The organism is Nitrosarchaeum koreense MY1 (assembly GCF_000220175.1).
In the GTDB taxonomy this organism is placed as follows: domain Archaea; phylum Thermoproteota; class Nitrososphaeria; order Nitrososphaerales; family Nitrosopumilaceae; genus Nitrosarchaeum; species Nitrosarchaeum koreense.
Map to the genome: position 1 here is coordinate 1,367,772 of NZ_AFPU01000001.1, position 23,860 is coordinate 1,391,631.

The 23,860-nt window shown below is 30.9% G+C and carries 32 protein-coding genes; 13 read left to right on the top strand and 19 right to left on the bottom strand.

Translation table 11 applies throughout. The annotated features are described in order from the left end of the window. Nucleotides 1-2: 2 nt before the first annotated feature. From guaA to MY1_RS07930, 4 genes are all read left to right on the top strand, one after another. The gene (gene guaA, locus MY1_RS07915; RefSeq protein ID WP_007551429.1) at nucleotides 3-1,526 is read left to right on the top strand and encodes a glutamine-hydrolyzing GMP synthase; all 1,524 of its coding nucleotides are present in this window, start codon (nucleotides 3-5) and stop codon (nucleotides 1,524-1,526) included. 84 nt (nucleotides 1,527-1,610) lie between these two features. Next, nucleotides 1,611-2,081 carry a pyridoxamine 5'-phosphate oxidase family protein gene (locus MY1_RS07920; protein ID WP_007551430.1) on the top strand — a complete coding sequence of 157 codons (471 nt, stop codon included), beginning with the start codon at nucleotides 1,611-1,613 and terminating at the stop codon, nucleotides 2,079-2,081. A 32-nt stretch (nucleotides 2,082-2,113) separates the two neighbouring features. Further along, nucleotides 2,114-2,374 carry a DUF2024 family protein gene (locus tag MY1_RS07925; protein WP_007551431.1) on the top strand — a complete coding sequence of 87 codons (261 nt, stop codon included), beginning with the start codon at nucleotides 2,114-2,116 and terminating at the stop codon, nucleotides 2,372-2,374. A 13-nt stretch (nucleotides 2,375-2,387) separates the two neighbouring features. Next, entirely contained in the window at nucleotides 2,388-2,894 is a 507-nt protein-coding gene (locus tag MY1_RS07930) for a 2'-5' RNA ligase family protein (RefSeq protein ID WP_007551433.1), read from the top strand. Nucleotides 2,895-2,919: 25 nt separating this feature from the next. Here MY1_RS07930 and MY1_RS07935 read toward each other — a convergent pair whose 3' ends face one another. Genes MY1_RS07935 through MY1_RS07945 form a run of 3 tightly spaced genes read right to left on the bottom strand, consistent with a single transcriptional unit; the run spans nucleotide 2,920 to nucleotide 7,188 of the window. Next, nucleotides 2,920-3,777 (bottom strand): ROK family protein, encoded by an 858-nt coding sequence (locus tag MY1_RS07935; protein WP_007551434.1) that lies wholly within the window; start codon nucleotides 3,775-3,777, stop codon nucleotides 2,920-2,922. Between the two features lie 56 nt (nucleotides 3,778-3,833). Next, the gene (gene thsB / locus MY1_RS07940; protein ID WP_007551435.1) at nucleotides 3,834-5,429 is read right to left on the bottom strand and encodes a thermosome subunit beta; all 1,596 of its coding nucleotides are present in this window, start codon (nucleotides 5,427-5,429) and stop codon (nucleotides 3,834-3,836) included. 43 nt (nucleotides 5,430-5,472) lie between these two features. Then, nucleotides 5,473-7,188, bottom strand: coding sequence for an adenine deaminase (locus tag MY1_RS07945; protein ID WP_007551436.1), 1,716 nt, complete (start codon nucleotides 7,186-7,188; stop codon nucleotides 5,473-5,475). A gap of 117 nt (nucleotides 7,189-7,305) precedes the next feature. Between MY1_RS07945 and MY1_RS07950 the strand changes: the two genes are divergently transcribed. Together MY1_RS07950 and MY1_RS07955 are read left to right on the top strand one after the other, a co-directional pair. Next, entirely contained in the window at nucleotides 7,306-7,587 is a 282-nt protein-coding gene (locus MY1_RS07950) for a 50S ribosomal protein L44e (RefSeq protein WP_048110071.1), read from the top strand. Then, nucleotides 7,584-7,781: a 30S ribosomal protein S27e gene (locus tag MY1_RS07955; protein ID WP_007551438.1), complete on the top strand. Its 198-nt coding sequence runs from the start codon at nucleotides 7,584-7,586 to the stop codon at nucleotides 7,779-7,781. Before MY1_RS07950 ends, MY1_RS07955 begins: the two co-directional genes overlap by 4 nt. On the opposite strand, the gene MY1_RS07960 is transcribed toward MY1_RS07955, so the two are convergent. The 5 genes from MY1_RS07960 to hisC are packed head-to-tail and all read right to left on the bottom strand — an operon-like array spanning nucleotide 7,764 to nucleotide 11,940. Continuing rightward, the gene (locus tag MY1_RS07960; protein ID WP_048110073.1) at nucleotides 7,764-8,348 is read right to left on the bottom strand and encodes an NTP transferase domain-containing protein; all 585 of its coding nucleotides are present in this window, start codon (nucleotides 8,346-8,348) and stop codon (nucleotides 7,764-7,766) included. The genes MY1_RS07955 and MY1_RS07960 overlap by 18 nt on opposite strands. Beyond that, nucleotides 8,345-9,070, bottom strand: coding sequence for an adenosylcobinamide-GDP ribazoletransferase (gene cobS / locus MY1_RS07965; RefSeq protein ID WP_007551441.1), 726 nt, complete (start codon nucleotides 9,068-9,070; stop codon nucleotides 8,345-8,347). The genes MY1_RS07960 and cobS overlap by 4 nt, the downstream gene beginning before the upstream one ends. Continuing rightward, on the bottom strand, nucleotides 9,063-10,034 hold the full coding sequence (locus MY1_RS07970) for a cobalamin biosynthesis protein (RefSeq protein WP_007551442.1): 972 nt from the start codon (nucleotides 10,032-10,034) through the stop codon (nucleotides 9,063-9,065). Before MY1_RS07970 ends, cobS begins: the two co-directional genes overlap by 8 nt. Further along, nucleotides 10,031-10,870 carry a cobyric acid synthase gene (locus MY1_RS07975; RefSeq protein WP_007551443.1) on the bottom strand — a complete coding sequence of 280 codons (840 nt, stop codon included), beginning with the start codon at nucleotides 10,868-10,870 and terminating at the stop codon, nucleotides 10,031-10,033. Before MY1_RS07975 ends, MY1_RS07970 begins: the two co-directional genes overlap by 4 nt. After that, nucleotides 10,867-11,940 (bottom strand): histidinol-phosphate transaminase, encoded by a 1,074-nt coding sequence (gene hisC, locus MY1_RS07980; RefSeq protein ID WP_007551444.1) that lies wholly within the window; start codon nucleotides 11,938-11,940, stop codon nucleotides 10,867-10,869. Before hisC ends, MY1_RS07975 begins: the two co-directional genes overlap by 4 nt. A gap of 84 nt (nucleotides 11,941-12,024) precedes the next feature. Between hisC and asd the strand changes: the two genes are divergently transcribed. The 3 genes from asd (at nucleotide 12,025) to MY1_RS07995 (ending at nucleotide 14,578) form a co-directional block, all read left to right on the top strand. Then, complete coding sequence (gene asd / locus MY1_RS07985; protein WP_007551445.1) at nucleotides 12,025-13,107, top strand: aspartate-semialdehyde dehydrogenase; 1,083 nt, start codon at nucleotides 12,025-12,027, stop codon at nucleotides 13,105-13,107. Nucleotides 13,108-13,178: 71 nt separating this feature from the next. Then, entirely contained in the window at nucleotides 13,179-13,646 is a 468-nt protein-coding gene (locus MY1_RS09555; RefSeq protein ID WP_007551446.1) for an Lrp/AsnC family transcriptional regulator, read from the top strand. 2 nt (nucleotides 13,647-13,648) lie between these two features. Beyond that, a complete protein-coding gene (locus tag MY1_RS07995; protein ID WP_007551448.1) occupies nucleotides 13,649-14,578 on the top strand; it encodes a heme o synthase in 930 nt (309 codons plus the stop codon). Here MY1_RS07995 and MY1_RS08000 read toward each other — a convergent pair. After that, nucleotides 14,573-14,782: a hypothetical protein gene (locus tag MY1_RS08000; protein WP_007551449.1), complete on the bottom strand. Its 210-nt coding sequence runs from the start codon at nucleotides 14,780-14,782 to the stop codon at nucleotides 14,573-14,575. The two genes, MY1_RS07995 and MY1_RS08000, sit on opposite strands and share 6 nt — an antisense overlap. A 387-nt stretch (nucleotides 14,783-15,169) precedes the next feature. Between MY1_RS08000 and MY1_RS08005 the strand changes: the two genes are divergently transcribed. Next, complete coding sequence (locus MY1_RS08005) at nucleotides 15,170-15,643, top strand: hypothetical protein (protein WP_007551451.1); 474 nt, start codon at nucleotides 15,170-15,172, stop codon at nucleotides 15,641-15,643. A 37-nt stretch (nucleotides 15,644-15,680) separates the two neighbouring features. On the opposite strand, the gene MY1_RS08010 is transcribed toward MY1_RS08005, so the two are convergent. After that, a complete protein-coding gene (locus MY1_RS08010) occupies nucleotides 15,681-16,055 on the bottom strand; it encodes a response regulator (protein WP_007551452.1) in 375 nt (124 codons plus the stop codon). A gap of 114 nt (nucleotides 16,056-16,169) precedes the next feature. Here MY1_RS08010 and MY1_RS08015 point away from each other — a divergent pair, with 114 nt between their 5' ends. Further along, nucleotides 16,170-16,547: a hypothetical protein gene (locus MY1_RS08015; protein WP_007551453.1), complete on the top strand. Its 378-nt coding sequence runs from the start codon at nucleotides 16,170-16,172 to the stop codon at nucleotides 16,545-16,547. Further along, complete coding sequence (locus MY1_RS08020) at nucleotides 16,547-17,227, top strand: hypothetical protein (protein ID WP_007551455.1); 681 nt, start codon at nucleotides 16,547-16,549, stop codon at nucleotides 17,225-17,227. Before MY1_RS08015 ends, MY1_RS08020 begins: the two co-directional genes overlap by 1 nt. A 79-nt stretch (nucleotides 17,228-17,306) precedes the next feature. Here MY1_RS08020 and MY1_RS08025 read toward each other — a convergent pair whose 3' ends face one another. From MY1_RS08025 to MY1_RS08065, 9 genes are all read right to left on the bottom strand, one after another. After that, nucleotides 17,307-17,720 (bottom strand): hypothetical protein, encoded by a 414-nt coding sequence (locus MY1_RS08025; protein ID WP_007551457.1) that lies wholly within the window; start codon nucleotides 17,718-17,720, stop codon nucleotides 17,307-17,309. Between the two features lie 43 nt (nucleotides 17,721-17,763). Beyond that, entirely contained in the window at nucleotides 17,764-18,267 is a 504-nt protein-coding gene (locus tag MY1_RS08030) for an acyl-CoA thioesterase (RefSeq protein WP_007551458.1), read from the bottom strand. Between the two features lie 50 nt (nucleotides 18,268-18,317). Continuing rightward, the gene (locus MY1_RS08035) at nucleotides 18,318-19,649 is read right to left on the bottom strand and encodes a UbiD family decarboxylase (protein WP_007551459.1); all 1,332 of its coding nucleotides are present in this window, start codon (nucleotides 19,647-19,649) and stop codon (nucleotides 18,318-18,320) included. Further along, the gene (locus MY1_RS08040; RefSeq protein WP_007551460.1) at nucleotides 19,646-19,984 is read right to left on the bottom strand and encodes a proteasome assembly chaperone 4; all 339 of its coding nucleotides are present in this window, start codon (nucleotides 19,982-19,984) and stop codon (nucleotides 19,646-19,648) included. The genes MY1_RS08035 and MY1_RS08040 overlap by 4 nt, the downstream gene beginning before the upstream one ends. Nucleotides 19,985-20,001: 17 nt before the next feature. Continuing rightward, the gene (locus MY1_RS10050; RefSeq protein WP_007551461.1) at nucleotides 20,002-20,493 is read right to left on the bottom strand and encodes a hypothetical protein; all 492 of its coding nucleotides are present in this window, start codon (nucleotides 20,491-20,493) and stop codon (nucleotides 20,002-20,004) included. Between the two features lie 236 nt (nucleotides 20,494-20,729). Further along, nucleotides 20,730-21,305, bottom strand: a complete 576-nt coding sequence (locus tag MY1_RS08050; protein WP_007551462.1) for a hypothetical protein — start codon at nucleotides 21,303-21,305, stop codon at nucleotides 20,730-20,732. A 105-nt stretch (nucleotides 21,306-21,410) separates the two neighbouring features. Then, nucleotides 21,411-21,746, bottom strand: coding sequence for a hypothetical protein (locus MY1_RS08055; RefSeq protein ID WP_007551463.1), 336 nt, complete (start codon nucleotides 21,744-21,746; stop codon nucleotides 21,411-21,413). A gap of 75 nt (nucleotides 21,747-21,821) precedes the next feature. Further along, nucleotides 21,822-22,163, bottom strand: a complete 342-nt coding sequence (locus MY1_RS08060; protein WP_007551465.1) for a nascent polypeptide-associated complex protein — start codon at nucleotides 22,161-22,163, stop codon at nucleotides 21,822-21,824. Beyond that, entirely contained in the window at nucleotides 22,160-22,633 is a 474-nt protein-coding gene (locus tag MY1_RS08065; RefSeq protein WP_007551466.1) for a PUA domain-containing protein, read from the bottom strand. The genes MY1_RS08060 and MY1_RS08065 overlap by 4 nt, the downstream gene beginning before the upstream one ends. A 91-nt stretch (nucleotides 22,634-22,724) precedes the next feature. Between MY1_RS08065 and MY1_RS08070 the strand changes: the two genes are divergently transcribed. Continuing rightward, nucleotides 22,725-23,768 (top strand): phosphate uptake regulator PhoU, encoded by a 1,044-nt coding sequence (locus MY1_RS08070; RefSeq protein ID WP_007551467.1) that lies wholly within the window; start codon nucleotides 22,725-22,727, stop codon nucleotides 23,766-23,768. Nucleotides 23,769-23,860: the final 92 nt, after the last annotated feature.

Here is a 23,860-nt window from a genome sequence, read left to right on the forward strand (position 1 = left end):
TTATGGATAAGATAGTAGTTTTAGATTTTGGATCTCAGTATAGTCATTTGATCTGCAGAAGAATAAGAGAATTTTCAGTGTATGCAGAACTAGTTCCCTTTGATATCAGTCATGAAGAATTACAAAAGCACAATCCTAAAGGAATAATTTTTTCCGGAGGTCCATCAAGTGTCTATAACTCCGATGCTCCTGTTCCTGAAAATAAAATTTTTGACATGAATTTACCGTTACTAGGAATCTGTTATGGACATCAATTAATTGTAAATAAGTTTGGAGGAAAGGTAAAAAGGGCTAACAAAGAATATGGTTCATCACTACTAACAATTGATAACGATAAGAATCTGTTAAGCGGGATTGGAGGTTCAGTTAGAGCATGGATGAGTCATGGTGATGAAGCAGAACAAATACCACCAGGATTCAAAGTAATAGGACACACTGAAAGTGCAAAGGCTGCGGCAATTGCTTCAGATGAAAGATCAATCTATGGAATTCAATTTCATCCAGAGGTGGTTCATACAGAGCAAGGAACTGAAATTCTCAAAAATTTTGTTTTGAAAGTTTGCCGAGCTAAACAAGATTGGACAATGGAGGGATTCATAGATTCTGCAGTGAATAAAATTTCAAAAATTGAAGGAGATGTTTTATGCGGTGTTAGTGGCGGAATAGATTCAACAGTAGCTGCTTTACTTATTCACAAGGCAATTGGTAATAGACTAAAATGTGTTTTTGTAAATAATGGCCTATTACGATTAAACGAAGAGATAGAAATCAAAGAGATGTTTGAAAAAAACTTTAATGTGAATTTTACAATGGTTGATGCTGTTCAAGATTTTTTAAGTAAATTAAAAGGCATTGAAGATCCTGAGAGAAAAAGAAAGATCATAGGTGAAGAATTTATCAATGTTTTTACAGATTTTGCAAAAAATAAAGGACCTTTCAAATGGCTGGCACAAGGTACGTTGTATCCAGATGTAATAGAGAGTGGAGTTTCAAAAGGTCCTGCGGCAGTGATAAAATCCCATCATAATGTTGGGGGACTACCAGATTGGCTCGATTTGGAAATTTTAGAACCTTTACGTGAGTTATACAAAGACGAAGTTAGAAAAATTGCTAAAATTTTAGGTGTTCCAGAAAAACTTTTCATGCGACATCCATTTCCAGGACCTGGACTTGCTGTAAGAATTATTGGTGAAGTAACTCCAAAAAAGCTGCAAATATCAAAAGTAGCAAGTAAAATTGTTGAAGATGAATTGATAGCATCTGGATTTTACGGTAAAGTCTGGCAAGCATATGCAGCAGTAGGCGACGATAAAGCAGTAGGCGTAGTTGGCGATGAGAGAAAATACGGGAATATTGTAATGATTAGAGTAGTAGACTCTATTGATGCAATGACAGCTGATTGGACAAGATTACCGCATGAATTACTAGAAAAAATCAGTAATAGAATCACAAATGAGGTTGAAGATGTAACATGGGTAACATATGCTATTTCAAGTAAACCTCCTGCAACGATTGAGCCACAATAAAACAATTACATTCAAACAACTCAGATTGCTCTCAAGTTTGATGTTCAAAAGACCTTTTTAATATAAAATAATTATAATAAATTCATGATAACAATTCCTAGAGAAATTAAAGAGTTTATTGAGTTACAAGGAATTTTTGCAGTAGGAACTACTGGAGTAAATAATATACCAAATATATCTCCAAGAATTTTTTTTAGGGTTGATGAAAATGTTATCTATTGGTTAGATTTTTTTAAACATAAATCTTACAAGAATATACAAGCAAATCCATGGGTAACTATCTCTGTTTTTAATAAAGATGATTTGAAAGGATTTCAATTTAGAGGAATTGTAAATTTTATAACAGATGAGCCAACAAAATTAGAAATAAAAGAATCAATTATCAAAAAAACATTAGAAAAAAATTCATCAGAGAAAATAAAAAAATTGAGTGAAAAAATAGAAGTTCAAGTCATACGGTTTGAGCCAAAAGTATGTTATTCATTAAATCCAGATGAATTTAGTGATATGTGCATAGGATCTGACGTAGATTCAACTCAATTGTTTCAAAAGTAATCCATTAATATTCAAATTTTTTTGAGATTGGTATGGGTTTTCATGTATTTGATACATATGTCAAAGCTAAAGATGGTCATACTATGCATTTTGATGTAATAACTGACAAAAATAATATAGAAAACGCAATCATGTTTGCAAAAGAGTGGCTAAATAGTATTGGAGAGAAAGACGCTGTAGTTACAACAAAAGAGTGTAGATTTTGCCATACACAATCAGTATCTGAAGAAATAGAAATTGAGATAATGACAAATGGTTATTTTATTGCAAAAATGGAAGGTTGCCCTAATTAAAATATGAAAAATTATGTATGCTATTTGGTTTACATTTTCGAAAAGCGATAGAGAGTATCTAAAAAATACAATTGATGAAATTTCAGAAAAATATCATGCTCCAAAATTTGAACCACATATTACAGTTTATGGATTAATAGATACAGAAATTAATGAAATTGATAAAATCATGAAAGAAATAATTTTAAATCAAAATTCATTTTTAGTTAAAAAATCAGAAATTTTGCAGTCTGAGGAATTATGGAAGACAGTATTCATTGAATTAAAATCAAATGATCAGATGGAGTTAATTCATAAAAATTTTAAAAAATATTTTGACAGAGTATCAAAATATAAGTTCAAACCACACATAAGTCTAATTTATAAAATCTTACCAATTAAAGAAAAAATGAAAATAATAAATAATTTAGATATTAAAAATGAATTTCAGGTAAGTAAACTAGCAATACAAAAATTTTCTCCAAATATAAAAAAATGGAAAATTGTAAAAGAATATAATTTAAAAAATAATCAAACGTAAAATGAAAAAAATCTATTATAAAATTTTATAATAATGCTGCACCAAAGACTCCAGCAGAATCACCCAACTTGTTTTGTAAAATGGGCGTATCAACTAAATCTGAAAAAACTTTCTGATATACTGATTCTTTTCCTTCAGTATATAAAAAATCAATATTAGATAAACCTCCTCCTAAGACAATTACATCAGGATCTAAGATATCAATAACATTTGCCAATCCAAATCCAAAATTTTCCAAAAACTCATCTTTCCATTGTTTAGAATTATCGATATTTTGTAAAATTTCAGGCATGTTTTGTGATTTTCCAGTAAGTTCTTTCCATCGTTTTTCTAATGCTGGACCACTAATGTATGTCTCAACACAACCTTTCTTTCCACAATAACAATTATTTCCATTTTGATGTAATGTATGATGTCCCCATTCTCCTGCAATATTTGTCCTACCTTGGTGAATCTTTCCATTGATAACTATTCCTCCGCCCACACCAGTCCCCATAATGATACCAAAAACTACATCAAATCCTTTTGCAACACCTAATGTAGATTCAGCCATTGCAAAACAATTTGCATCGTTCTCCATAGATATTTTTTGACCTAATTTTTGTTCTAAATCCTCTTTAAGTGATTTCCCAATAAGACATTGAGTATTACTGTTTTTTATCAAACCAGTTTTTTTTGAGATTGCACCAGGAGAGCATAATCCTATAGAATAATTTTTCATATTTGCTAAAAGTTCAGAACTCAGTGAAGTAATTGTATCTAGTATTTTGAAATAATCATTTCTGGGGGTTGTAACTCTTTTTCTTTGAATAATGTTTAGATTTTCATCGAGTAGAATTGCCTCTGTTTTAGAACCGCCTAGATCTATTCCTAGTTTGTACAACAATAATTCAATATAGTTAGGATTGCTTAAGTTTTAGCTAAATTTGTTAAATTATTTTATCGTGCGCCAGAAACAGAAATTACATCATCGATTCTGAGAATCATGCAAGCTGCTTCTGTTGCTGATTTAATTATTTGTTCTTTTACTGCTAGCGGTTCTACAACATCTATAGAGAGCATATCAGCAATTCTTGTATTTCGTGCATCAATTCCAGTCCATTTCCGACCTTGGTTTTGTTTTGCTCTTAATGTAGCCATTGTATCAATTGGATCCATTCCAGCATTTTCTGCTATTGTAAGAGGAATAATTTCAAGTGCCTCAGCATATTTTTTGATTGCAAGTTGTTCCCTACCATCAAAACTATCTGCCCATTCTTTAAGTTGGGATGCTGCGTATGATTCTGGGGCTCCGCCACCTGCAACAATTTCTGGTTTTTCAATTACATCTTTTACTACCATTAAGGAGTCATGTATGGAACGATCAACTTCATCAATTACTCTTTGTGAACCACCCCTGATAAGCAAGGTAACAGATTGTGGATTTTTACAACCTTCAACAAATACCCATTTATCAGATTCAACTTTCTTCTGATGAGCAATATCTGCAATACCAAGATCTTTTTCTGTAAGATCATCGAGGTTAGAAATAACACGTCCACCGGTTGCTTTACCAAGTTTTATCATATCACTTTCTTTAACACGTCTAACTGCCATGATACCATATTTTGCTAAATAGTGCTGTGCAATATCATCAATTCCTTTTTGACAAATTAATACATTAACACCAACATTGTGAAGTTTGTCAACCATTGTTTTGAGCATTCTATTTTCTTCTTCCAAAAACATTTGCATTTGTGTTGGATCTGTGATTCTAATCTCTGAACTCATCTCAGTCTTTTCAATTTCTAAGGCGGAATTCAACAATGCAATCTTTGCTTTCTCAACTTTTGTTGGCATTCCACTATGGACAACTTCTTTGTCTAAAACAATGCCTTTGATAATTTGAGTATCTGTAATAGAACCACCGGCTTTCTTTTCAACTTTAATATTTTCAAGATCAACTGAATATGTCTCTGCCTTCTTTGTTGCAACTTTTAAGATTGCATCAACTACAACTTTAGAGAGTACATCACTATCTTCTGAGATTAATTTAGACTGCATACTGGTTGTGGCAATTTTGAGAAGTGTTTCTCTATCATCAGGTAAGATTTTTTTTGCCATTTGAGAATAGATCTCCAATGTTTTTTCAGCTGCTGCTTGATAGCCTTCAATAATTACAGAAGGATGGACATCTTTTTTGAGAAGATCTTCTGCTTTAGCTAAAAGAGCACCACCAAAAACTACTGATGATGTGGTTCCATCTCCTACTTCATTATCAACTGTTTTTGAAATTTCCACCATCATTTTGGCAGCTGGATGTTGAACATCAATTTCTTTTAAGATGGTTGCACCATCATTAGTAATAGTAACATCGCCTAAGGAATCAACTAGCATTTTATCTAATCCTCGTGGTCCTAAACTACTTCTAACTAATTCAGCAACTAGTTTAGCAGCAGCAATATTGTTATGTTGAGCGTCCTTACCTTTTTGTTGTAACGCACTCTCTTTTAGAACTAAAACTGGTCCATTTGGAGTTTGTTGAATTGATGCCATTTAGATAAACTACAATCCTCGTGATCCCCCTTTTTAACATTACTTAGCAGATTGGGTTAATGTAAGATCGTTTTTTTACATCGACAATCCCTCCAGAAAGTATTCGAATGGAGGGAAGAGCAAGAAAAGGTAAGAAAAGCGGGATCAAATGAGGTCGTGAAAACTTGCATCCAGAATCTACAATTGAACTATTTATTTGCTGAAAATTAGTTAAAACTTTTTCAAACGATTCAGTAGAAATAATTCCTGCCAATTGTAATGGTAATGATGCAATAATTTTTCCAGATTTTACTACGACGAGTCCTCCTTGATTTTTGATAAGAATATTTGCAGCTATAGACATGTCAGAATCATTAGATCCAATTACAATCATGTCATTTTCATGAAAACACCAAGTAGATGCAAATGCACCTATATCTGCTCCAAAATTTTCAAGAAATCCTATAACATGTTTGTTAGTTCCATGAATTCTATCAAAAGAAGCTACTTTCCACACGTCCTGATCCAAAGAAGTTAAAACGTTTCCATTTTCAGTAAATAATTCAACAGAACCGAGTTTTGTTATAATTTCAGTTTGCATAAAAATAGTATTTGCAAGAACACTTTTCTTTTTTGACTTGATAACAAAATCTTTGGGAGAGAGTTTTTTTAATTTGATAGTTTTTTTAATCCATGGAGGAATTGCTTTTTTCTTTACCGAAGTAATAATACTACCGTTAGATACAACTAATTTTCCACCAACAAAGACTTTGTTAGGTTTTACAGATTTTAAATCATCAAAAATTAAGATATCAGCAAGCTTTCCTGGAGCAATGCCACCTAGGTCTTTATTCATGTTGTAATAATCAAAGCAGTTTTTTGAAGCCATTGAAATAGCATCAATTGGGTTTAGACCAAGTTTGATAGATTCCCTTACACAATGATCAATATGACCATACTGTATCAAGTCTGTAGGATCAAGTCCATCAGAACAAAACATCAGTCTATCCAGATTAATCCCATGAGACAAAACACGTGGAATAATTTCTTTTAAGTCACGCCTAATTGATCCTTCTCTAATCATAATCCACATTCCTAGACGTAATCTTTCTAAAACCTGATCAAAATTGATAGGTTCATGACAAGATAGAATTCCAGATGCAACGTATGCATTAAGTTTTTTTTCACTTGCTCCAGCAGTATGTCCATTAATTATGCAATCTCCTTCCAACATAGCACTCAAAGATTTCATCGTTTTAGGATCTCGTAAAGTTACTTTGGTCCATGAAAAAACTTCTCCCAGTCCTAAAACATGAGGATGTTTTACTGCTAATTTTTCCTGTGATAACGATAAAGATTTGCTATTACTAAATTTTCTATCTACTGGTAGACCTCCTGGAACAACTTGAAATATTCTAATTGGTAAATTTTCGCCTAGTTTTAGAAATTCTTGAAATCCTTTGTATCCAGATACACTAACAATATCTATTGGATCTGAGAAAAGAGATGTTACACCACATAGTAGTGATTTTTTTGCAAGTTCAGACGGTAAAACAAATTGATCTATGTGTAAATGCGGATCAGCAAAACCTGGGCCTACATATTTTTCTTCAATATCAATAATAGTTGTTTTTGATCCAACTGCATGTTCAGCATCTGGTCCAACATATGCTATACGATCATCTATTATTGCGATCTGTATTTTTGGAATAATTTCTTTAGTATAAACAGACACCAATGAACAGTTTTTTAACACAAGATCTGCTTTTTTGTCACCCATAGCTACTGAATTTAATGAAGAAATCGAATTTGCTAGGCTCGAAGTCACAAATTTTCTTAGATTATGCACCTATTATAGATTCAATGCTTAAATTACCGTTGAGGCGGTTTTTTTCATATGAACATACCCAAGGTTATGCGAAAGTATTGTGCAAAATGTAAAACACATACTGAGCAAAAGGTCTCCATATACAAGGCTGGAAAAAGAAGGGGTTCAGCAAGAGGAGAACGTAGACATGCTGAGCGTAAACGAGGGTATGGTGGACAAAAATTCCCAAAACTTGCAAAACCTGCAAAAACTACAAAGAAAGTGACTCCTATAATGACATGCACAGTATGCAAAAAGAAATATAATAAAATAGGTATTAGAATTAGAAAATTTGAGTTGGTGGCAGCATGAAAAAAGATCACGTTGAAATTCCAAAGCCATCAAGTAAATTCCAGAAAGTTAATTGTAATGAATGCGGTGAATTACAAGTGGTATATTCTCATGCTTCACAAGTTGTTGTATGCAATTCTTGTGGGAACAACATTGCAGAACCAACAGGTTCTAAAGCAAAAATTAATGGTAAGATCTCAGGCAGTGCCGAGTAAATCATAATCTTGTTTTGTATTTAGATTAAAAGCAATTCTTTTGTCATCAATTATTATAAATTTTTCAGATATATTTTCCATAGTTAAAATTTTTTCTGCATTTACTAATGAAATTCCAGAATAACAGCATTGTTGATTCTCAAACTCAAACCAATAATCAGATGAAAGATGTAAAGAATCAAGAAATTTTTTTGTAATAATGATTGTCGTCCAAACATTTTCTAAATTACATTGAGTTATAATTTTTTTAATAATATCACCATCTAAAAAAGGTAAATCAGCTGATGCAATCAAAACAAAATCATTTAATGATTTAAGAACTAAATTAAGATCATTTACATAACCATCACCAGGAGTATTAAAAAGTTCAATACTATTTTCTTCTAAAAATTTCTTTGTTTGTGGGGAGTTAGAACTAGTGATTGCCAATATTTTTGAAAAGCAATTAGAATCTCTTAAAGCATCAAGTACATGAAGTATTACAGGCTTTTTATATTTTAGAAGGAGTTTTTCTCCAGTTAAACTCATTCGACTTCCTTTGCCACCTGCCATCACAATGCCAATCATACTGAAATAAAAACCAAAAGAGATACTAGTCGTGTCAATTCATTAGTAGCCCCAAAAACATCACCGGTGATTCCTCCAAAGCTACGAGTACTCAAAATAACTAGGAACATAGTTAAAGTCACGCCTATTCCAAATACAAGTAAACCTATGTGGCTACCAAGCAAAATCATAGGGATTAAAGTAATAATGGCAGATAGTAATAACTTATTTTTATTTTTCATCATCTCGATAAAAGGAGAATTGGAACCTAGAGAGGCAGATTTTCCGATACTTGCCATTAAAACCATTGAAAATTTTGCAATTATTTCACTTAGTAAAATTGCTAAAAATAATTGATATCCAGTAGATAATGATATCACAATTAACAATCCCACAATATGCAAAACTATTGTTACCATTCCTGCAGAACCAGTAGAGAGATCTTTCATTGCTGCAAGTTTTTGTTCTTTTGTACCTTTTACCATTAAACCATCAGCAAAATCTGCTAAACCGTCAGTATGATGTATACCTGTAAGTATTGCAAATGAAGTAACAACTAGTAAACTTACTATCAATGGATCTAAAAATAATGAGAGCCCAAATCCTATTGATCCAACAATTAAACCAATTACAATCCCTACAACTGGAAAAATATACATGTATTTTGCAATTGTTTCAAGATTTGAATTGCCAATTGGAATGATAGTCAAAAATGAAAAAACAGAGCCAATTTCCTTAAGCATGAATCCACCAACCTAAATATGATAAAAATAAAAGAAGTGGAACTACAACCATTCCACAAAATAATATCGATGTAACTTTCATTATTAAAATTGCTGACTTGACATGATCTTTAGTAAATGAAATATTTCCATCACCTAATGAATAGTGATCCAGTTTTTCAAATTTTGTTCCTAATGCTCCTGCGATAGCTGCCATGGGATATCCGGCATTAGGACTTTGAGTTTTCTTTCCATCACGAATCATTATTTCAAAAGATTTTTTCCAATTATTTCCTAGAATCATAGCACTGATTACCATGATAAATCCAGTAAGTCTTGATGGAATGTAATTCAAAATTGTATCACATTTTGCTCCAAACCACCCAATATTTCTGAAAATATCTGTTTTGTATCCAATCATAGAATCAGCGGTATTAACCACCCGATAAACAAAGGCACCAGGTAAACCAAAAAATGCAAAATAGAAAAGAGGTCCAGTTACACCATCAACCGTATTTTCACTAATACTTTCTAGTACGCCTGAATATACGTGATTTTTATCAAGATTTTTAGTATTTCGCTTTACGATCATCGATAAATTGTCTCTAGCAGAAGAAATGTTGTCCTGCTCTAGTGCAGTAACAACTGCTATTGCATGTTTTTCCATTCCTTTTATTGCAATAGTTGATTTTAACAATACACTTCCTACGATTATTGAAATAATTATGTAGATGTAATCTATGGAAATTAAGTTAATTCCAATTTCCAAAAAAATAACTAATGATATAACTATTCCAATAGAAATTAAAATGATCAAAATACCTCCAAGTTTTTCCAAAGTTTCTGATGAATTTTTTGTATGAGGGGTCAATTTTGCAATTAAGGATCCAATCCAAGCAGTAGGGTGAAATTTATTTCTTGGATCACCAACTGTGAAATCTAATACGAGCGCAAAAAATACAATTAGAATTGATTCAATTATCAACTAATCATCCTCTCTATTTCGGCAATATTCAAATTTGATTTTACTAATTTACTTAGTTTATCAATTTCATTTTCTATTTTAACAAGATTTTTTTTATTCCAAGTCAAATTCTTGGCATTAACATTCAAAGAATCTTCCTCAGGTAAATCTAAGTTAATCATAGGTATAGTACCTATTATTGGTCGATTTGTTATTTCTTTAATTTTTTTAAAACCTGGTTTTAGTATATTGATATCACCTCGAAATTTATTAATTACATAACCTTTGACTAACTTTTGATATTTTTTCTCTAAAAGAGCCATGGTACCTACGATACTGGCAAATGAACCACCTCTATCAATATCCGAAATCAATAATACTGAAGAATTTGATATTTCTGCCATTTTCATATTTGCAATATCAAATTTTTGCAAATTAATTTCAGCAGGAGAACCAGCTCCTTCCAGAATAATCAAATCGTAATTTTTTTGAAGATGTTTAAATGATTTAGTAGCAATCGTTAGTCCTTTAGTTGTTACAAATTTTTTATAATATTCTGAAGCATGCATTTTTTTAAACAGTTTTCCATTGAGGTATACATCACTATAGTAATTTCCTTGAGGTTTCAATAAAATTGGATTTAGATCTGAGGTAATTTCACATCTAGCTGCTATTGCTTGGATTGCTTGTGCACGAGATATTTCAAAATCATTTGTTTTATACGCATAATTTGACATATTTTGAGACTTGAAAGGTGCTACTGAAAATCCCTTATCTGAAAAAATTCTACATAGAGATGTAACAAGAGTAGTTTTTCCAGATCCAGATGATGTACCCTGTATCATTAATGATTTCATAATCTCTCCAAAGCATTGATTAATTTTTGATTTTCTTGTCTTGTCTTTACAGCAATTCGGATATAATTATTATTTAATCCCCGAATTGTTTTACAATCACGAACTAAAATTTTTTTTTCAAGTAGTTTTTTTTGTAATACGTTTGATTTTATTTTTGTTTTTATTAAAATAAAATTTGTAGAGGTATCAATACATTGAAAATTTTTAAGTTTAGAAATGCTATTTATGAGATATATAGATTCTTTTTTGATTAGTTTTTTAACTTTGTCTAAATAAAATCTATCCGAAAGAGCAACAGATGCTGCTTGTTGTGCCAATCCAGAAATATTCCAAGGAATGTTAATTTTATTTAAAACTATAGCCATTTGTTTTGAACCTATTCCATAACCAATTCTTAATCCAGCTAATGCAAATGATTTTGTCAAAGATCTTAAAATAAATAAATTGTTATATTTTCTAATTAGATTAATAATGGATTCATCATAATCTGGCACTAATTCAATAAAACATTCATCTACAAACACTAAAGTTTTGTGTTTATTTGCTAATATGATTATTTTTTGTAATGTTTTTTTTGAGAGTAAATTTCCAGTGGGATTATTTGGATTGCAGATGAAGATGCATCCATTATTTGGAATTTTAGAAATAAATTCATCAGTATTTTTTTCTAGATTCATTGTTTTAAAAAATGTAATTTTTGCCCCACATAGTTTTGCTGCAGATTCATATTCACCAAATGTTGGAATCGGAATTAAAACAGGTGTTTTATTGGATAGAAAAGTTCTACAGAAATTATAGATTATTTCTGTAGCCCCATTTCCTACAACAATTTGAGAAGATGGTATTTTGGTATAATGTTCTAGATTTTTTCTAAGTTGGCTAGAATCTGAATCAGGATAGATTTGTATTGAATCTATCTGATTTTTTATTGTTTTACGAACAATAGAAGAAATTCCAAGAGGGCTAATATTTGAGCTAAAATCCACAATATCTGAATTAGGATTATTTATTGAAAATGGGCCCCCATGATGAATTCGTTTATGTTCAGATATGTAGGGATTAATTCTCATAGTTTGAAATATTCTGTGCTAATATAGTATGTTTTGGTTAAATTCAGAAAACGATTATTAATTGTATGAATGGATTTTTAGATCATGGATAAGAAAAGAGTTGCAATTGTAGGAGTTACAGGTTCAGTAGGTCAAGAATTTGTATTATCATTAAATAATCATCCTTGGTTTCAAGTTACACAGATAGCAGCATCTGAGCGATCTGCTGGAAAAAAATATCTTGAAGCAATCAGAGATCCTAATAGTGGAATAATTTCATGGGAAGTAGATGGACAAATTCCTGAATACATAAAAGAAATGACTGTGAAAAATATTAGTGAATTAGATTTAACTCAATTAGACTTGGTATTTTCAGCAGTTGAATCAAAGGCAGCTAGAGATATTGAAACTCAGATAGCAGCAGAGTTACCAGTTATTTCAACTAGTTCAGCTTATCGTTATGAAGAGGATGTACCAATTCTAATTCCTGGAATTAATGATGAACAATCAGAGTTATTAGAAATACAAAAAAAGAATAGAAATTGGAAGGGTTGGGTTGCACCTCTTCCAAATTGTACCACTACAGGTTTAGCAATTACTTTAAAACCACTTTATGAAAAATATGGTGCAAAAAAAGTGATGATGACTTCAATGCAAGCAATATCTGGTGCAGGTCGTGCTCCTGGTGTATCTGCAATGAACATCACAGATAACATCATACCATTCATTGCAAAAGAAGAAGAAAAAGTAAGAATTGAAACTAGAAAAATTCTAGGTAAATTGATAAACGGAAAAATTCAAGATGCTAACATTAAAGTCAGTTGTACATGTACTAGAGTTCCAGTAATTGATGGTCATACAGAATCAGTGTTTGTGGAAACTGAAAAGGAGATTGACTCACAAAGAGCCAAACAAGTTTACGATGATGCTAATAATGAGAGTACTGTAGTAGGACTTCCTTCATCTCCTGAAAAGTATTATGCATTTCATGAAGATCCAACACGACCTCAACCAAGAATGGAACGCAGCGTGGGTGATGGTATGACGACAACAATTGGAAGAGTTGAAAAAGAAGAATTATTTGATCATGGATTAAAGTATGTGTTATTCTCACATAATAAAAAAATGGGTTCTGCAAAAGGAGCTGTTTTGTTAGCAGAGATGCTTTACAAAAAAGGTAAAATTTAGAGTATTTTTTGAAATTTTTACAATAATAACTTTATAAGAACCAGAAATCTAGATCGTTTCGAGAGTTTTAAATGGTAAAAGTTGATGAGCTAGATTTACAAATTTTATCTGAGCTGTCTAATGATGCTTCAATTTCAATTCCAAGATTATCAAAAAAAATCAATGTAAATTCATCAGTAGTCTACTCTAGAATTAAACGGCTGATAAAACGTAAATTAATTGAACGTTTCACAATTGTCGTAAATGATACAGAACTCGGATATAATGTGAAGGCATTAACTGGGATAAATATGGATACAAAAAAACGAGACCATATAATTGAAGAATTGTTCAAAATAGAAGGTGTTAGAGAAGTTGCCGAAGTTACAGGAAGATTTGATATTTTGGTAACTATGTATGCAAAATCATTAGATCAAATGCATAAGATGGTATCAGAAAAAATTGGACGTATTGAAGGAATACAGTCATCAGAATCATTTATAGAAATGAAGTCACGTTCAAAAGCAATGCCATATAAATCATCAAAGGATAGCGACTAACATTGCAAAAGCAAAAATCTGAATCTCGTGTTGCAGTATATTATGAATTAACTAAACCAAAAATTTGGTATCTGTTAGTTTTTACAGCATTTGGAGCTACTTTAACAGCATCCAATATTTACGGAATTGAAATTTCTTTACCCACATGGGCATTAATGCTATTTTCTGTTGCTGCTGGTTCTGCTGCAGCCAATACGCTAACTAACTATCATGATAGAGATATAGATGCAATTATGGAGAGAACAAAAAATAGACCTCTTCCTTCAAAAAGAATTCATCCAGCAGAGAAAGCAAGAAATTTCGGACTTGCATTAGCAGGAATCTCTCTTGTATTAGCATTTGGAATTTCATTTACAACAACTTTAGAGCAAGGAATTTGGGCAACAATCTTTATTGCATTTGGTTTGGTAAACAATATTCTTGTATATTCATACATGTTAAAACGAAATTCTAGAACAAATATTATTTTAGGAGGTTTATGTGGTGGCTCCCCACCAATGATTGGTTGGGTAGCAGTGACTATGACAGATTTATGGACAATGGGTTTAGCAATGGCAGGCCTTGTGTTTATTTGGATTCCAATGCATATTTGGGCTTTGACTTTGCATTTCAAAGAAGATTACAACAAAGTTAATGTTCCAATGTTAACTGCTGTACAATCTGAAAAGACATCGGCAAGAGCAATTGCGGGTTCAACTTTTGTTATGGTACTTTTTTCAATTGCACCATTCTTTTTAACAACAGAAAATGGAGAACCTATGGTGGGTCCAGTTTATCTTTGGACTGCTATAGCTTCAGGTGCTTTAATGATAATATTATCAGCATGGGTAATTGCAAAACCAATGGAAAAAGCATCGTGGACTTTGTTTAAGTTTTCTAGTCCATATTTGGCAGTTTTGTTTATTGCATTAATGGTAGATTCAGCACTATAAAATACTGTTATTGATATCTAAACTGTTTAGCTCTTTTGTAATTTCAGAATGAGATTCAACAAGTAATTCAATTTCATGTTGTAATTGAGATGAATTCCAGTCAGATTTAATCAACATAGTTAATTTTGTAACAATACTCCATTGAAGATTATTTTGTTGATCAATTAACTCAAGAAATCTTTTCCCTTTTTCATCTTCAGACATAATTTTTTGATATTATACAATCATAAAAAGTTAACATGAATATCTTGAGATCAAATGAACACAACTCGTTTTTTAAAAATAAATTTACAATTTTGCTTCAATGGTAATTATATAATTTTATAATTTTATTAGTGAATATGAGCAGTAAAAGACATTGAAATGCAGCATAACAGAATGCAAGAGTAAAGCTGAACAACCAGTCAAAATAGGACTAAAAGAAACCAGAAATTTATGTAAATATCACTATAATTTATTCAAAAATAGGGACGAAAAATACCCACCAAACTTTAGCAAGGCATCAGAATTTAAAGAAAAAATAAACTAGGTATAATTTCGGCGTTAAAGAATAATTGAAAACTTTAACATCTACTATTTTTAATACATTTTATGGCTACAAGTAAAAAAACCAAGTCAAAAAATAAACCAGCAAAAAAAGCAACTTCTAAACCAATCAAGCAAACAAAAACTACATCAAATAAGCCAGAATTTGAAAAAGCTTGGAAAGAATACAATTCAGCATTAAGTGTATGGAAAGAATCACTTGCCCAATGGCAAAAAGCTACAAACGATACATTAATGACATATCATGATGCCTGCCAAAGAGCATTAGAGTCAGATACAGAATTATTAAAAAAAGTCAGTTCCAGTTGGGAAAATACATGGCAAGAAATAGGTCCAGAATACATTAAGCAACAAACCAAAATGATTGAAAATATCTTTAAAGAAACGAATATCGAGTCAATTAAAAAATTCAATGAGCAATGGGAAAAATTTCTAAAAACATCTGGCGACGATTCAATTAAAGCATATCAAGAAGCCATAAAACAATTCAATCAAGCTTGGCAAAATACTCATACATAATTTTAATATTTTTTAATTCAAATTAATTATTTTTTTATTATTTCATTAATGTAATTTCATTTGAAAAATAAATGATGTCTAACACATCATTTAGATTAAATGGTTTTACAAGAAATGCAAGTACTCCTAACTTAGTGCATTCATTAAAAATATCCTGATCATCATTTCCAGTTATTACAATAATTTTTGAGGAATGATCTTGAGATCTAATTTTTTTTAGCACACTTAATCCATCAAGGTTAGGCATTACTAGATCTAAGAAAATAAGTTCAGGTTTACTAGAGTAATATTTTTCAATTGCTTCAATACCATCACTAGCCTCAGCTACAACATTATGATTATGAGCTAAAAGAAAATCTTTAAGGAGTGAACGGGATTCCTCAGAATCATCAACTATCATAACTCTAGTCATACATTATAAACAGCATTGATGAATTTAGGGGTATGAGTGTATAAGATAATGACTTACACTTATGATAGCCACAAAAAATAGGATTATAATTGGTCTAATTGAATTTGATTTCAAATGGATATTTCAATAGAACCATGGAAGAAATTGGTAATTCATGAGGTTATTGAATATAAATTCGATGACTGGGTAAAGCAAATAGCATTTAGCACCAGATCATCAGGAGGTGCAATACCAACAATGCAATGGACAAACGGAATTGTTTTTTCTCCTGCTAATTTTCCAACAACAAATGTTACAGTTGAAGAACAATTAAAGGGAATTCTTCATTGGTCATCTGTATCTTTTGCAATTAAAGAAAAATTTGAAAAACAGATAGTAATTGAAAACGCAACGATTAATCTTGTGGATGTTAGCGTAAATGAAATCTTTAAAGAACTTGCACTAAATCTTAAAAAACAATCAAAATTTGCAATTAATTCTGGCAAAATATAATGAATATAGAAAAAGAAATCGAAGAGTTGGAATCCATTCTAAAAAAGATTAAACAATTTGAACCAGATCCATACTATGTAAATTATTATTTTAATTCATATCTTTTTTCAGTAAATAATGCATATCATGGAATTTTTGAAGAGGCAAATAGAGATTTTGGATTATTCATAAGGGAATATACTAAAGATGTCTTTTTAGAAAAAGCAACTGAAAAAAATGATCAAAAAGCATTTAGTTTTGGCATATGGTTTGAAAAAAAGTATGATGAATATCATCAAAGCGATTATCCAAATTTTATTAAAAAATGCTGTAAGTTTCAAAATGACGGTAAAAGACTTCCGAAAGTCAAGATAATGATTAGTGCAAAGAAAAGATACGTCAATGATCCTAATCAAGAAATTATATGTAATATGAAAGATGGAAAAATAGGATCAAAGGAAGAGATACAGATAGAAATTAGAAAGCAATTACCAATATTTTTAGAAATAATTAATTACAAAAGAAATAATTTCAATGAACCAATTATAAATAAAAATCAAGTTTCTGTTTCAACATTTTTAGATATTGATGGAAATGAAAATGTGGATATTTTAGAGGCATCTAAAAATTACTTATCTGTTTTGAAAAAGATTGTATTTGAGGTTAGAGAGAAAATTAAAGAATTAACTAGATGGTCATAATTATTAAAATCGCAGTGATAAAAATTTGTTAGATATTTTTTCTAATAAATAAAATAAGATTAACTCTTAATTCATAGGATTATTTGTATTTGGGCCACATAGTATTCCAGGTTTCTGCAAATTTTTTCATCATCTCGCCATAAGCTTTCATACTTTCCATCCCAGATGAATTTAGAGTTTGTTGCCAATTTTCTGCAACTTGTTTGAATGTAGATGCATTAGCTTCATTGAGTGATTTTTGCCAAGCTTCTCCAAATTCTTTGAAAGATTTTATTCCAGCTTCATTGAGTGATTTTTGCCAATTTTCACCAAACGCCTTCATAGTATCTACGCTAGATTCTTTGGCTGCTTTTTCCCAAACCTCATTAAATTTGGCTTGCATTTCATTTGTTGCTTTTTGTATTTGTTCAAATACGGTTTTCCAATTTTCAAGAGATTTTGAATATTCTTGCCAAAGAGAATCCCAATGATTTGATTTTTCTTCAGAGGTCATAAACTATATTTGTTCTTGAGACACTTAAACTGTTCCCTAAAAATTATTTGCTAGATTTTTTACGATTTTTTAATCTCTCTTCCATTCTAATTTTCCCTTCTGCAAATTTTTGCCTATCTTCATCAGTTTTAAGTAAAAGTTTTGGAGCGTGGGTAGGTTTTCCATTTTTATCTAATGCAACAAAAGTTACAAAAGCTGTACCAGTAATAGTCTTAATTCCAGTTACAATATCTTCTGCTTCTGCTTTTACTTCAATTTCCATTGATGAGTTATGAACATAATTTATTCTTGCATTTAATTTTAAAACATTGCCAACAAAAACAGGTTTTATGAAATTTACACTATCCATACTTACAGTTACTGCATTTGATTGAGCATGTCTTTGTGCTACAATACCTGCAACCATATCAATATGTTTGAGAATTTCACCCCCGAATACGTTTCCGGCTGGATTGGCATCTGAAGGAAACATTCTAACAATTACATGTGCACTAGATTCTTCAGGGCTTTTTTCTTTTTTGGGTAAATTTTTAGGGTTATTTTGCAATAAGACAGTTTAGATTTCATCTAATTTAATTTAATCAGTTATACGAATTACTATTTGAAATAATTATCTAGTTTAATTTTATTTATTTTTGGAATTTTTGCTAATTCAAATCCCTCTTGACGTTTTGAAAGGGATTTAGTGGCATCTATACCCATTTTTGCAGTCTTTAAGTTCTTTTGATCACTAGAAGGATCTAAACTGGATCCTCGTACATTTTTTATTATCAATAGATCTGTGTCAGCTTGAAATCTTGTTGCCATTGCATATTCAACAGATTCGGCATTATTAGGATTAATGTCCTCATCTACAACTGTTACTTGTTTTAATGAACGATGAGATTCAAATGTTTTTTTAATTATTTTTTTAGGATCAGAATCTTTTTTCTTTTTTATTTGGACTACTGCATGTAACCAGTTACATCCTCCATTTGTCATAGATACTTGTTTAGTTTGAGGAAATGATTTTTTTAGTTCTCCATTTAATTTTGATTCAATTGGCATTCCCATCAGTAATCGATGTTCAGAGAAGCCTGAAAGAACATCATGAAAAATAGGATTATTTCTATAGTATAAAGATTCTAACTCAAAAATTGGTTGAGATCTATGGTGGTCATAAGTTTGTAGCATTTCTACCATCCACTCTTGATGAGTTTTATCTTGTAGAATTTTTCCCTCCATTACAATTTCAGTTCCTGAAGGAACATGTAATCCAGTGTAAGGAAGTTTAGATAATGTAAGTTTTCCACCTAAAAGTGAATTTGCAATATCGATTTCATCTTTACCCCATTCAGCTTGATATGCGCCTGCAATAGATATTGCGGGATGTACACCAATAGTTACTGCAACTTTTAGATCTTCATTATGTTCCTTAGCATCAATAAAACATCTATGTAGATGTCTTCCTTCTACCATTCTAATCGAAAAATGAGTTTTATCAATCGGCATCAATCTATGAAAAGATGAATTTTGCTCACCAGTTTCAGGATTCTTAACATATGCAATAGAAGAAGTGATGAAAGGTCCTGATTCTTTTTCAAAATGCGTAACAATAGGCATGATAGAGATGGTTTTGGATTTATTTTCCATGAATTTTCCTGAAGAAATAACTTTTGGTTTTTTTGCTTTTTTAATTGCAGAAATCATATTTTCATGAATTTTTTCTTCAGTACTTCCAATTGCTTGAGCAAATCTTTTCCTGGTACCAACAAGATTGGCAACTAAATTAAAGTCACTTTCCGCAATATTTTCAAATAAAATAGCAGTAGAGCCATCAACTTTTGCAGTAATTCCTGCAATTTCATATTTTGTTGATACCTTTTTTTTAATAATTTTTAGTTCACCGCTTTTCTTTATCAAGGAAAGATAATTACGTAAATCTGTCAATTCTGAATCATCTCCATAATTTCAGTCATTATAGTTTTTGCAGTATTAGGATCTAATTCTTTTTGAATAAATGCTGAAACAATTGCAATACCTTTCATTCTAGTACTGATTCTTTCTGCAGTTAATTTGAGAAATAAAGATTCAGTTCTGGAGGGTATTACAGTTGTAGTAACAGGTGTTGGACCAGTAGCTAATGAGACGACCATTGAACCTATTTTATCAGATCTTTCTGATATAGAAACAAAATAGCCATTTTCAAACTTTATTATTTTTAAAAAAAAGCTACGACCCTCCAAATCAATGGTTTTTTGTAAAAACCCATTTGGAGAGTTCAATGTGCTATGAACAAATCTTATGCTTTTATTGCTATTGATTCAGTTTTTGGGATTGATTCCAATTTTATTTTAGCAACTTTTGGTGCTTTAGCAACTTTTGGTGCTTTAGCAACTTTTGGTGCTTTAGCAACTTTTGGTGCTTTAGCAACTTTTGGTGCTTTAGCAACTTTTGGTGCTTTAGCAACTTTTGGTGCTTTAGCAACTTTTGGTGCTTTAGCAACTTTTGCTTTTGGTTTAGCTTTGATTACTATTTCCTCTTCAATTTCTGGTTGAGATTTTGCAATTGTTTTTGCTTCAATAGAATCAGCTTCTACTCTAGCACGAAGTTTTGCTTTGTATTTCAGGTTTCGTGGTTTTGTTCTTAATCTGTATCCACAACATGGACACCAAAGACCTTCCCATTTGATGAATATTTCACAAATTTGACATCGACGTTGTCCAGAAGCATATCTTCCGGTTCCGACAGGCTTTTGAGCCTTGTATCTAACGCAAATTCCTTTACAAGTCATCTTAGTAATTTATTATAGAATTCATAACTATATAAGGATGGATAGATAATTTTTTCAAAATATTAATAAGAAATATGAAATAATTTTAAGTTATAATGCGATCAATGTTATTTGTTTGCAAGAAAAACACAAAATCTTCAATAAATATGTATAGCTAATTTGAGATTAATTTTTTCAAAAATTATTCGTATCTATAATTAAAAAATGGAGATAAAGATCGAATTTTCATTAAAAAATCATCCGGTTATTGAAAGTGGCAAAATTGAATAACGAAATCCTTCTCTTTGAGAGATATATTTTGCAGAGAGCATATCACGTTTTCCTCTTTGATTAAAATTTTTAATTTTTAAACTGGTTTTATGTTCATCAACAAACTCTAATTCAAAAGAAGAACAAAATTTTAGATTCAGCATATTTACTATTTCTTTTGCAATGTTCATGTTGCCATTGCCTATTTTGATTATTTTTCGTCTGGCTCGTAGACCTCCTAAAATTTTGATAATATGTATTACTAATCCTTCAACAGATGAATTAAAAGAGCTTTCAATTTCTCTTCCATAATAAAATATAGAGAGACCAATAATTTGACCAGGATCAATTCCAATGATTAGATCTTGTTCATAACCCATGGATAATTTTTGAATCATTAATCCACGAATTACTGTGGGATGTTCTTCGAGTATATCCTCATGTAACATAGGTTTTTCACATTCCAATGGAGCTTCTTTTCTAGTAGTCAAAACTAAATCTCCATCATAATTTAGGATGTCTTCTGGGAGTATAGAATCAAATGATATGTTCAGAGCCTTCAAGGAAATGGAAAATCTATAATATGGTTTACCGTATGTAGTAGCAATTCCAATACGAGAGTTCAGTAATGGATCGATGTTAGAGTTTAACAAATATCTGATTTAGGTTTATGCCTTCAAAACAGTTGACACGACATGTTTCACTGCTTCATCAAAATGAGCATCAATATTTGATTGGATTTCAGATAGTTTAGATTTACCTTCTTTAGTAATTTTTTCAGATTCTACAGCAGCTTTGGATTTTGAAGCGTTGATTATATTTTCAGCCTCTTTTGTAGCCATTTCTCGTGTTTTTTCTAAAAGTTTATCAATTTCATTTATTGCTTTTACTGAGAGCTGTTTTTTCATATCAGCAACTTTACCGTTAAGTGAGTCTAGATTATCCTCTAAGCCATTTAATGACTGAATAATTCCAGTTACTTTAGATTCGGCCATACTACTCATAATGTTATTTTTTCAAATCCATTACTTAAATCATTCATTTTATGGACATTTTTAGGCATAAATAAGAATGAGATATCATCCAGAAGTCAAAAGAAGTATTGCTCTGGCCAGATCGCCTTTGGCTTCTTCTAGAGCAGTTTTAGCCTTTTCTTCATCCACACCGGCTTGCTGACTTACTAGTTGAATATCTTCTTCAGAAAATATTGGGACTTCTAATTCTCGTTCTTCATAACTATCAGCAGTAACTGTGAAAATAGAATTATCCTTAGCCTTCATTTCTGTTACAGATGGTTTTGAAACAATGATCTCTTTTTTATCAGTCTTAATTATTACCTCTTGAACATTTGGGATCTCTTTCATATCAAGACCCATCTTATCCATCATTCTTCGCATTTCACGATTTCCACCGCGCATCATGATGTTGATTCTCCTCTATGACTTTTTAAACTATCTCTAACCCTAACAGCCATTCCTCTATTAAAATCAGAAATCATTTCAGAAGACAATACTGCTTTTCCTACTGCAATTACTTTATTTTTATAAAGTACTGGAGTATCAGATGCAATTCGTATATTTTTGCCACACCATACAACATGTTTACAGAAAACGGATTTTCCATCTTGAACAAATGGTGCTGCTTCTTGATTAACTTCTAAACAATTTTCTTTGAATTTTTTACTTTTTAACAAAATCTGAGCAAAATAGGGACTAATAGCCAAGCCCCCATCAATTCTTAATGTACATAGTAATTTGCCTTTTTCAGATACAGTTTTAATTCTACCAGTTTTTCTTGAGAATACAATTTCAATATTTTTAGGTAGGTACTTTGAAACTCCACTTCCAAATAATGCATCAAGTGTGTGTTTTAATTTCAGAGTTTGATCCACTTATACCATAGATAAATTTCGGAATATTAGTTCAATGCAAGTATATATTGTTAGGGATAAACTATATAGATTGTAATCTTTAACATAGTTTATGGATGAAAAAGAAGAAACAAGAAAAATTCAATTTACAGGTAAATCATCATACATAGTTTCATTACCAAAACAATGGGTCATGGATCTTGGTCTTAAACAAGGAGACCAAATTAGAATGGTAAGAAAAGATTCATCAACATTAGAAATTTATCCACCAAAATTTGAAACTAGATCTCAAAAGAAAGAAGATGCCACAATTGAGATAGAAAATGAAGAAACATTTGCAATTGTAAGAAAATTAATTTCATTGTATTTTTTAGGGTATAAAACAATCAACATCAAACCAAAAAGTGGAAGGCTTAATCCCAATCAAAGAAATGCTGTAAAAGAAGCTGTAAAAAGAATGTTGATGGGTTCTGAAATAATATCAGATTCTAGTAGTGGAATTACAATTCAAGTTCTTGTTAATTTACTAGAACTCAGTGTCGATGGTGCTATCAAACGTATGATTCATCTAGCAAAATCAATGTCAAATGATGCAATTTTAGCAATGAGTGAAAATAATTTAGAATTAGCCCATGAAGTAATCAATACCGATGATGAGGTAGACAGATTTGGATTTTATATTATTAGACAGTTAAAAATTGCAATTCAAAATGAACATATGTTAAAAGAAATGGGATTTAAAAATGCTAGAGATTGTCTAGGATATAGATTAGTAGTAAAAAATATTGAAAGAACTGGAGATCATGCAGTGCTTATAGCAAATGATATAATAGAATTTAAAAAACCAGTAAAGAAAGATATCGTAGAAAAAATTCAGGATATGAACGAATTTGCATTATCGGTTTTAGATGATTCATGTTTAGCATTATTCAAAGAAGATTATGTCCAAGCTGAAAAAACAATTGAGAAGACAAGTGAGATTGTAAAATATGAGAAAAAAGTAAGAGATGCGTCAAAATCGCTTAAAGATGATGAAGAAATCTATAGAATTCGACGAATGACTGAAAATATAAGGCGAATATCAGAGTATGCTAGTGACATAGCAGAAATTGTTCTCAATATGAATATAGAAAAATCATTAAAAAAGACTACATAATTATGCCTAAAATAGACAGAAAAAAGCAATGATTTTCGTATTAAAATAATTAGTGAAGCTTTAACTTGAGCAACTCGTGGCAGTATAATAAA

Bases quoted from the DNA above. Each gene is read 5' to 3' on its own strand.
- guaA (WP_007551429.1), top strand. From the start codon at position 3: ATGGATAAGATAGTAGTTTTAGATTTTGGATCTCAGTATAGTCATTTG.
- MY1_RS07920 (WP_007551430.1), top strand. From the start codon at position 1,611: ATGATAACAATTCCTAGAGAAATTAAAGAGTTTATTGAGTTACAAGGA.
- MY1_RS07925 (WP_007551431.1), top strand. From the start codon at position 2,114: ATGGGTTTTCATGTATTTGATACATATGTCAAAGCTAAAGATGGTCAT.
- MY1_RS07930 (WP_007551433.1), top strand. From the start codon at position 2,388: ATGTATGCTATTTGGTTTACATTTTCGAAAAGCGATAGAGAGTATCTA.
- thsB (WP_007551435.1), bottom strand. From the start codon at position 5,429: ATGGCATCAATTCAACAAACTCCAAATGGACCAGTTTTAGTTCTAAAA.
- MY1_RS07945 (WP_007551436.1), bottom strand. From the start codon at position 7,188: ATGGGTGACAAAAAAGCAGATCTTGTGTTAAAAAACTGTTCATTGGTG.
- MY1_RS07950 (WP_048110071.1), top strand. From the start codon at position 7,306: ATGAACATACCCAAGGTTATGCGAAAGTATTGTGCAAAATGTAAAACA.
- MY1_RS07955 (WP_007551438.1), top strand. From the start codon at position 7,584: ATGAAAAAAGATCACGTTGAAATTCCAAAGCCATCAAGTAAATTCCAG.
- MY1_RS07960 (WP_048110073.1), bottom strand. From the start codon at position 8,348: ATGATTGGCATTGTGATGGCAGGTGGCAAAGGAAGTCGAATGAGTTTA.
- cobS (WP_007551441.1), bottom strand. From the start codon at position 9,070: ATGCTTAAGGAAATTGGCTCTGTTTTTTCATTTTTGACTATCATTCCA.
- MY1_RS07975 (WP_007551443.1), bottom strand. From the start codon at position 10,870: ATGAAATCATTAATGATACAGGGTACATCATCTGGATCTGGAAAAACT.
- hisC (WP_007551444.1), bottom strand. From the start codon at position 11,940: ATGAGAATTAATCCCTACATATCTGAACATAAACGAATTCATCATGGG.
- asd (WP_007551445.1), top strand. From the start codon at position 12,025: ATGGATAAGAAAAGAGTTGCAATTGTAGGAGTTACAGGTTCAGTAGGT.
- MY1_RS09555 (WP_007551446.1), top strand. From the start codon at position 13,179: ATGGTAAAAGTTGATGAGCTAGATTTACAAATTTTATCTGAGCTGTCT.
- MY1_RS08000 (WP_007551449.1), bottom strand. From the start codon at position 14,782: ATGTCTGAAGATGAAAAAGGGAAAAGATTTCTTGAGTTAATTGATCAA.
- MY1_RS08005 (WP_007551451.1), top strand. From the start codon at position 15,170: ATGGCTACAAGTAAAAAAACCAAGTCAAAAAATAAACCAGCAAAAAAA.
- MY1_RS08010 (WP_007551452.1), bottom strand. From the start codon at position 16,055: ATGACTAGAGTTATGATAGTTGATGATTCTGAGGAATCCCGTTCACTC.
- MY1_RS08015 (WP_007551453.1), top strand. From the start codon at position 16,170: ATGGATATTTCAATAGAACCATGGAAGAAATTGGTAATTCATGAGGTT.
- MY1_RS08020 (WP_007551455.1), top strand. From the start codon at position 16,547: ATGAATATAGAAAAAGAAATCGAAGAGTTGGAATCCATTCTAAAAAAG.
- MY1_RS08025 (WP_007551457.1), bottom strand. From the start codon at position 17,720: ATGACCTCTGAAGAAAAATCAAATCATTGGGATTCTCTTTGGCAAGAA.
- MY1_RS10050 (WP_007551461.1), bottom strand. From the start codon at position 20,493: ATGACTTGTAAAGGAATTTGCGTTAGATACAAGGCTCAAAAGCCTGTC.
- MY1_RS08055 (WP_007551463.1), bottom strand. From the start codon at position 21,746: ATGAGTAGTATGGCCGAATCTAAAGTAACTGGAATTATTCAGTCATTA.
- MY1_RS08060 (WP_007551465.1), bottom strand. From the start codon at position 22,163: ATGATGCGCGGTGGAAATCGTGAAATGCGAAGAATGATGGATAAGATG.
- MY1_RS08070 (WP_007551467.1), top strand. From the start codon at position 22,725: ATGGATGAAAAAGAAGAAACAAGAAAAATTCAATTTACAGGTAAATCA.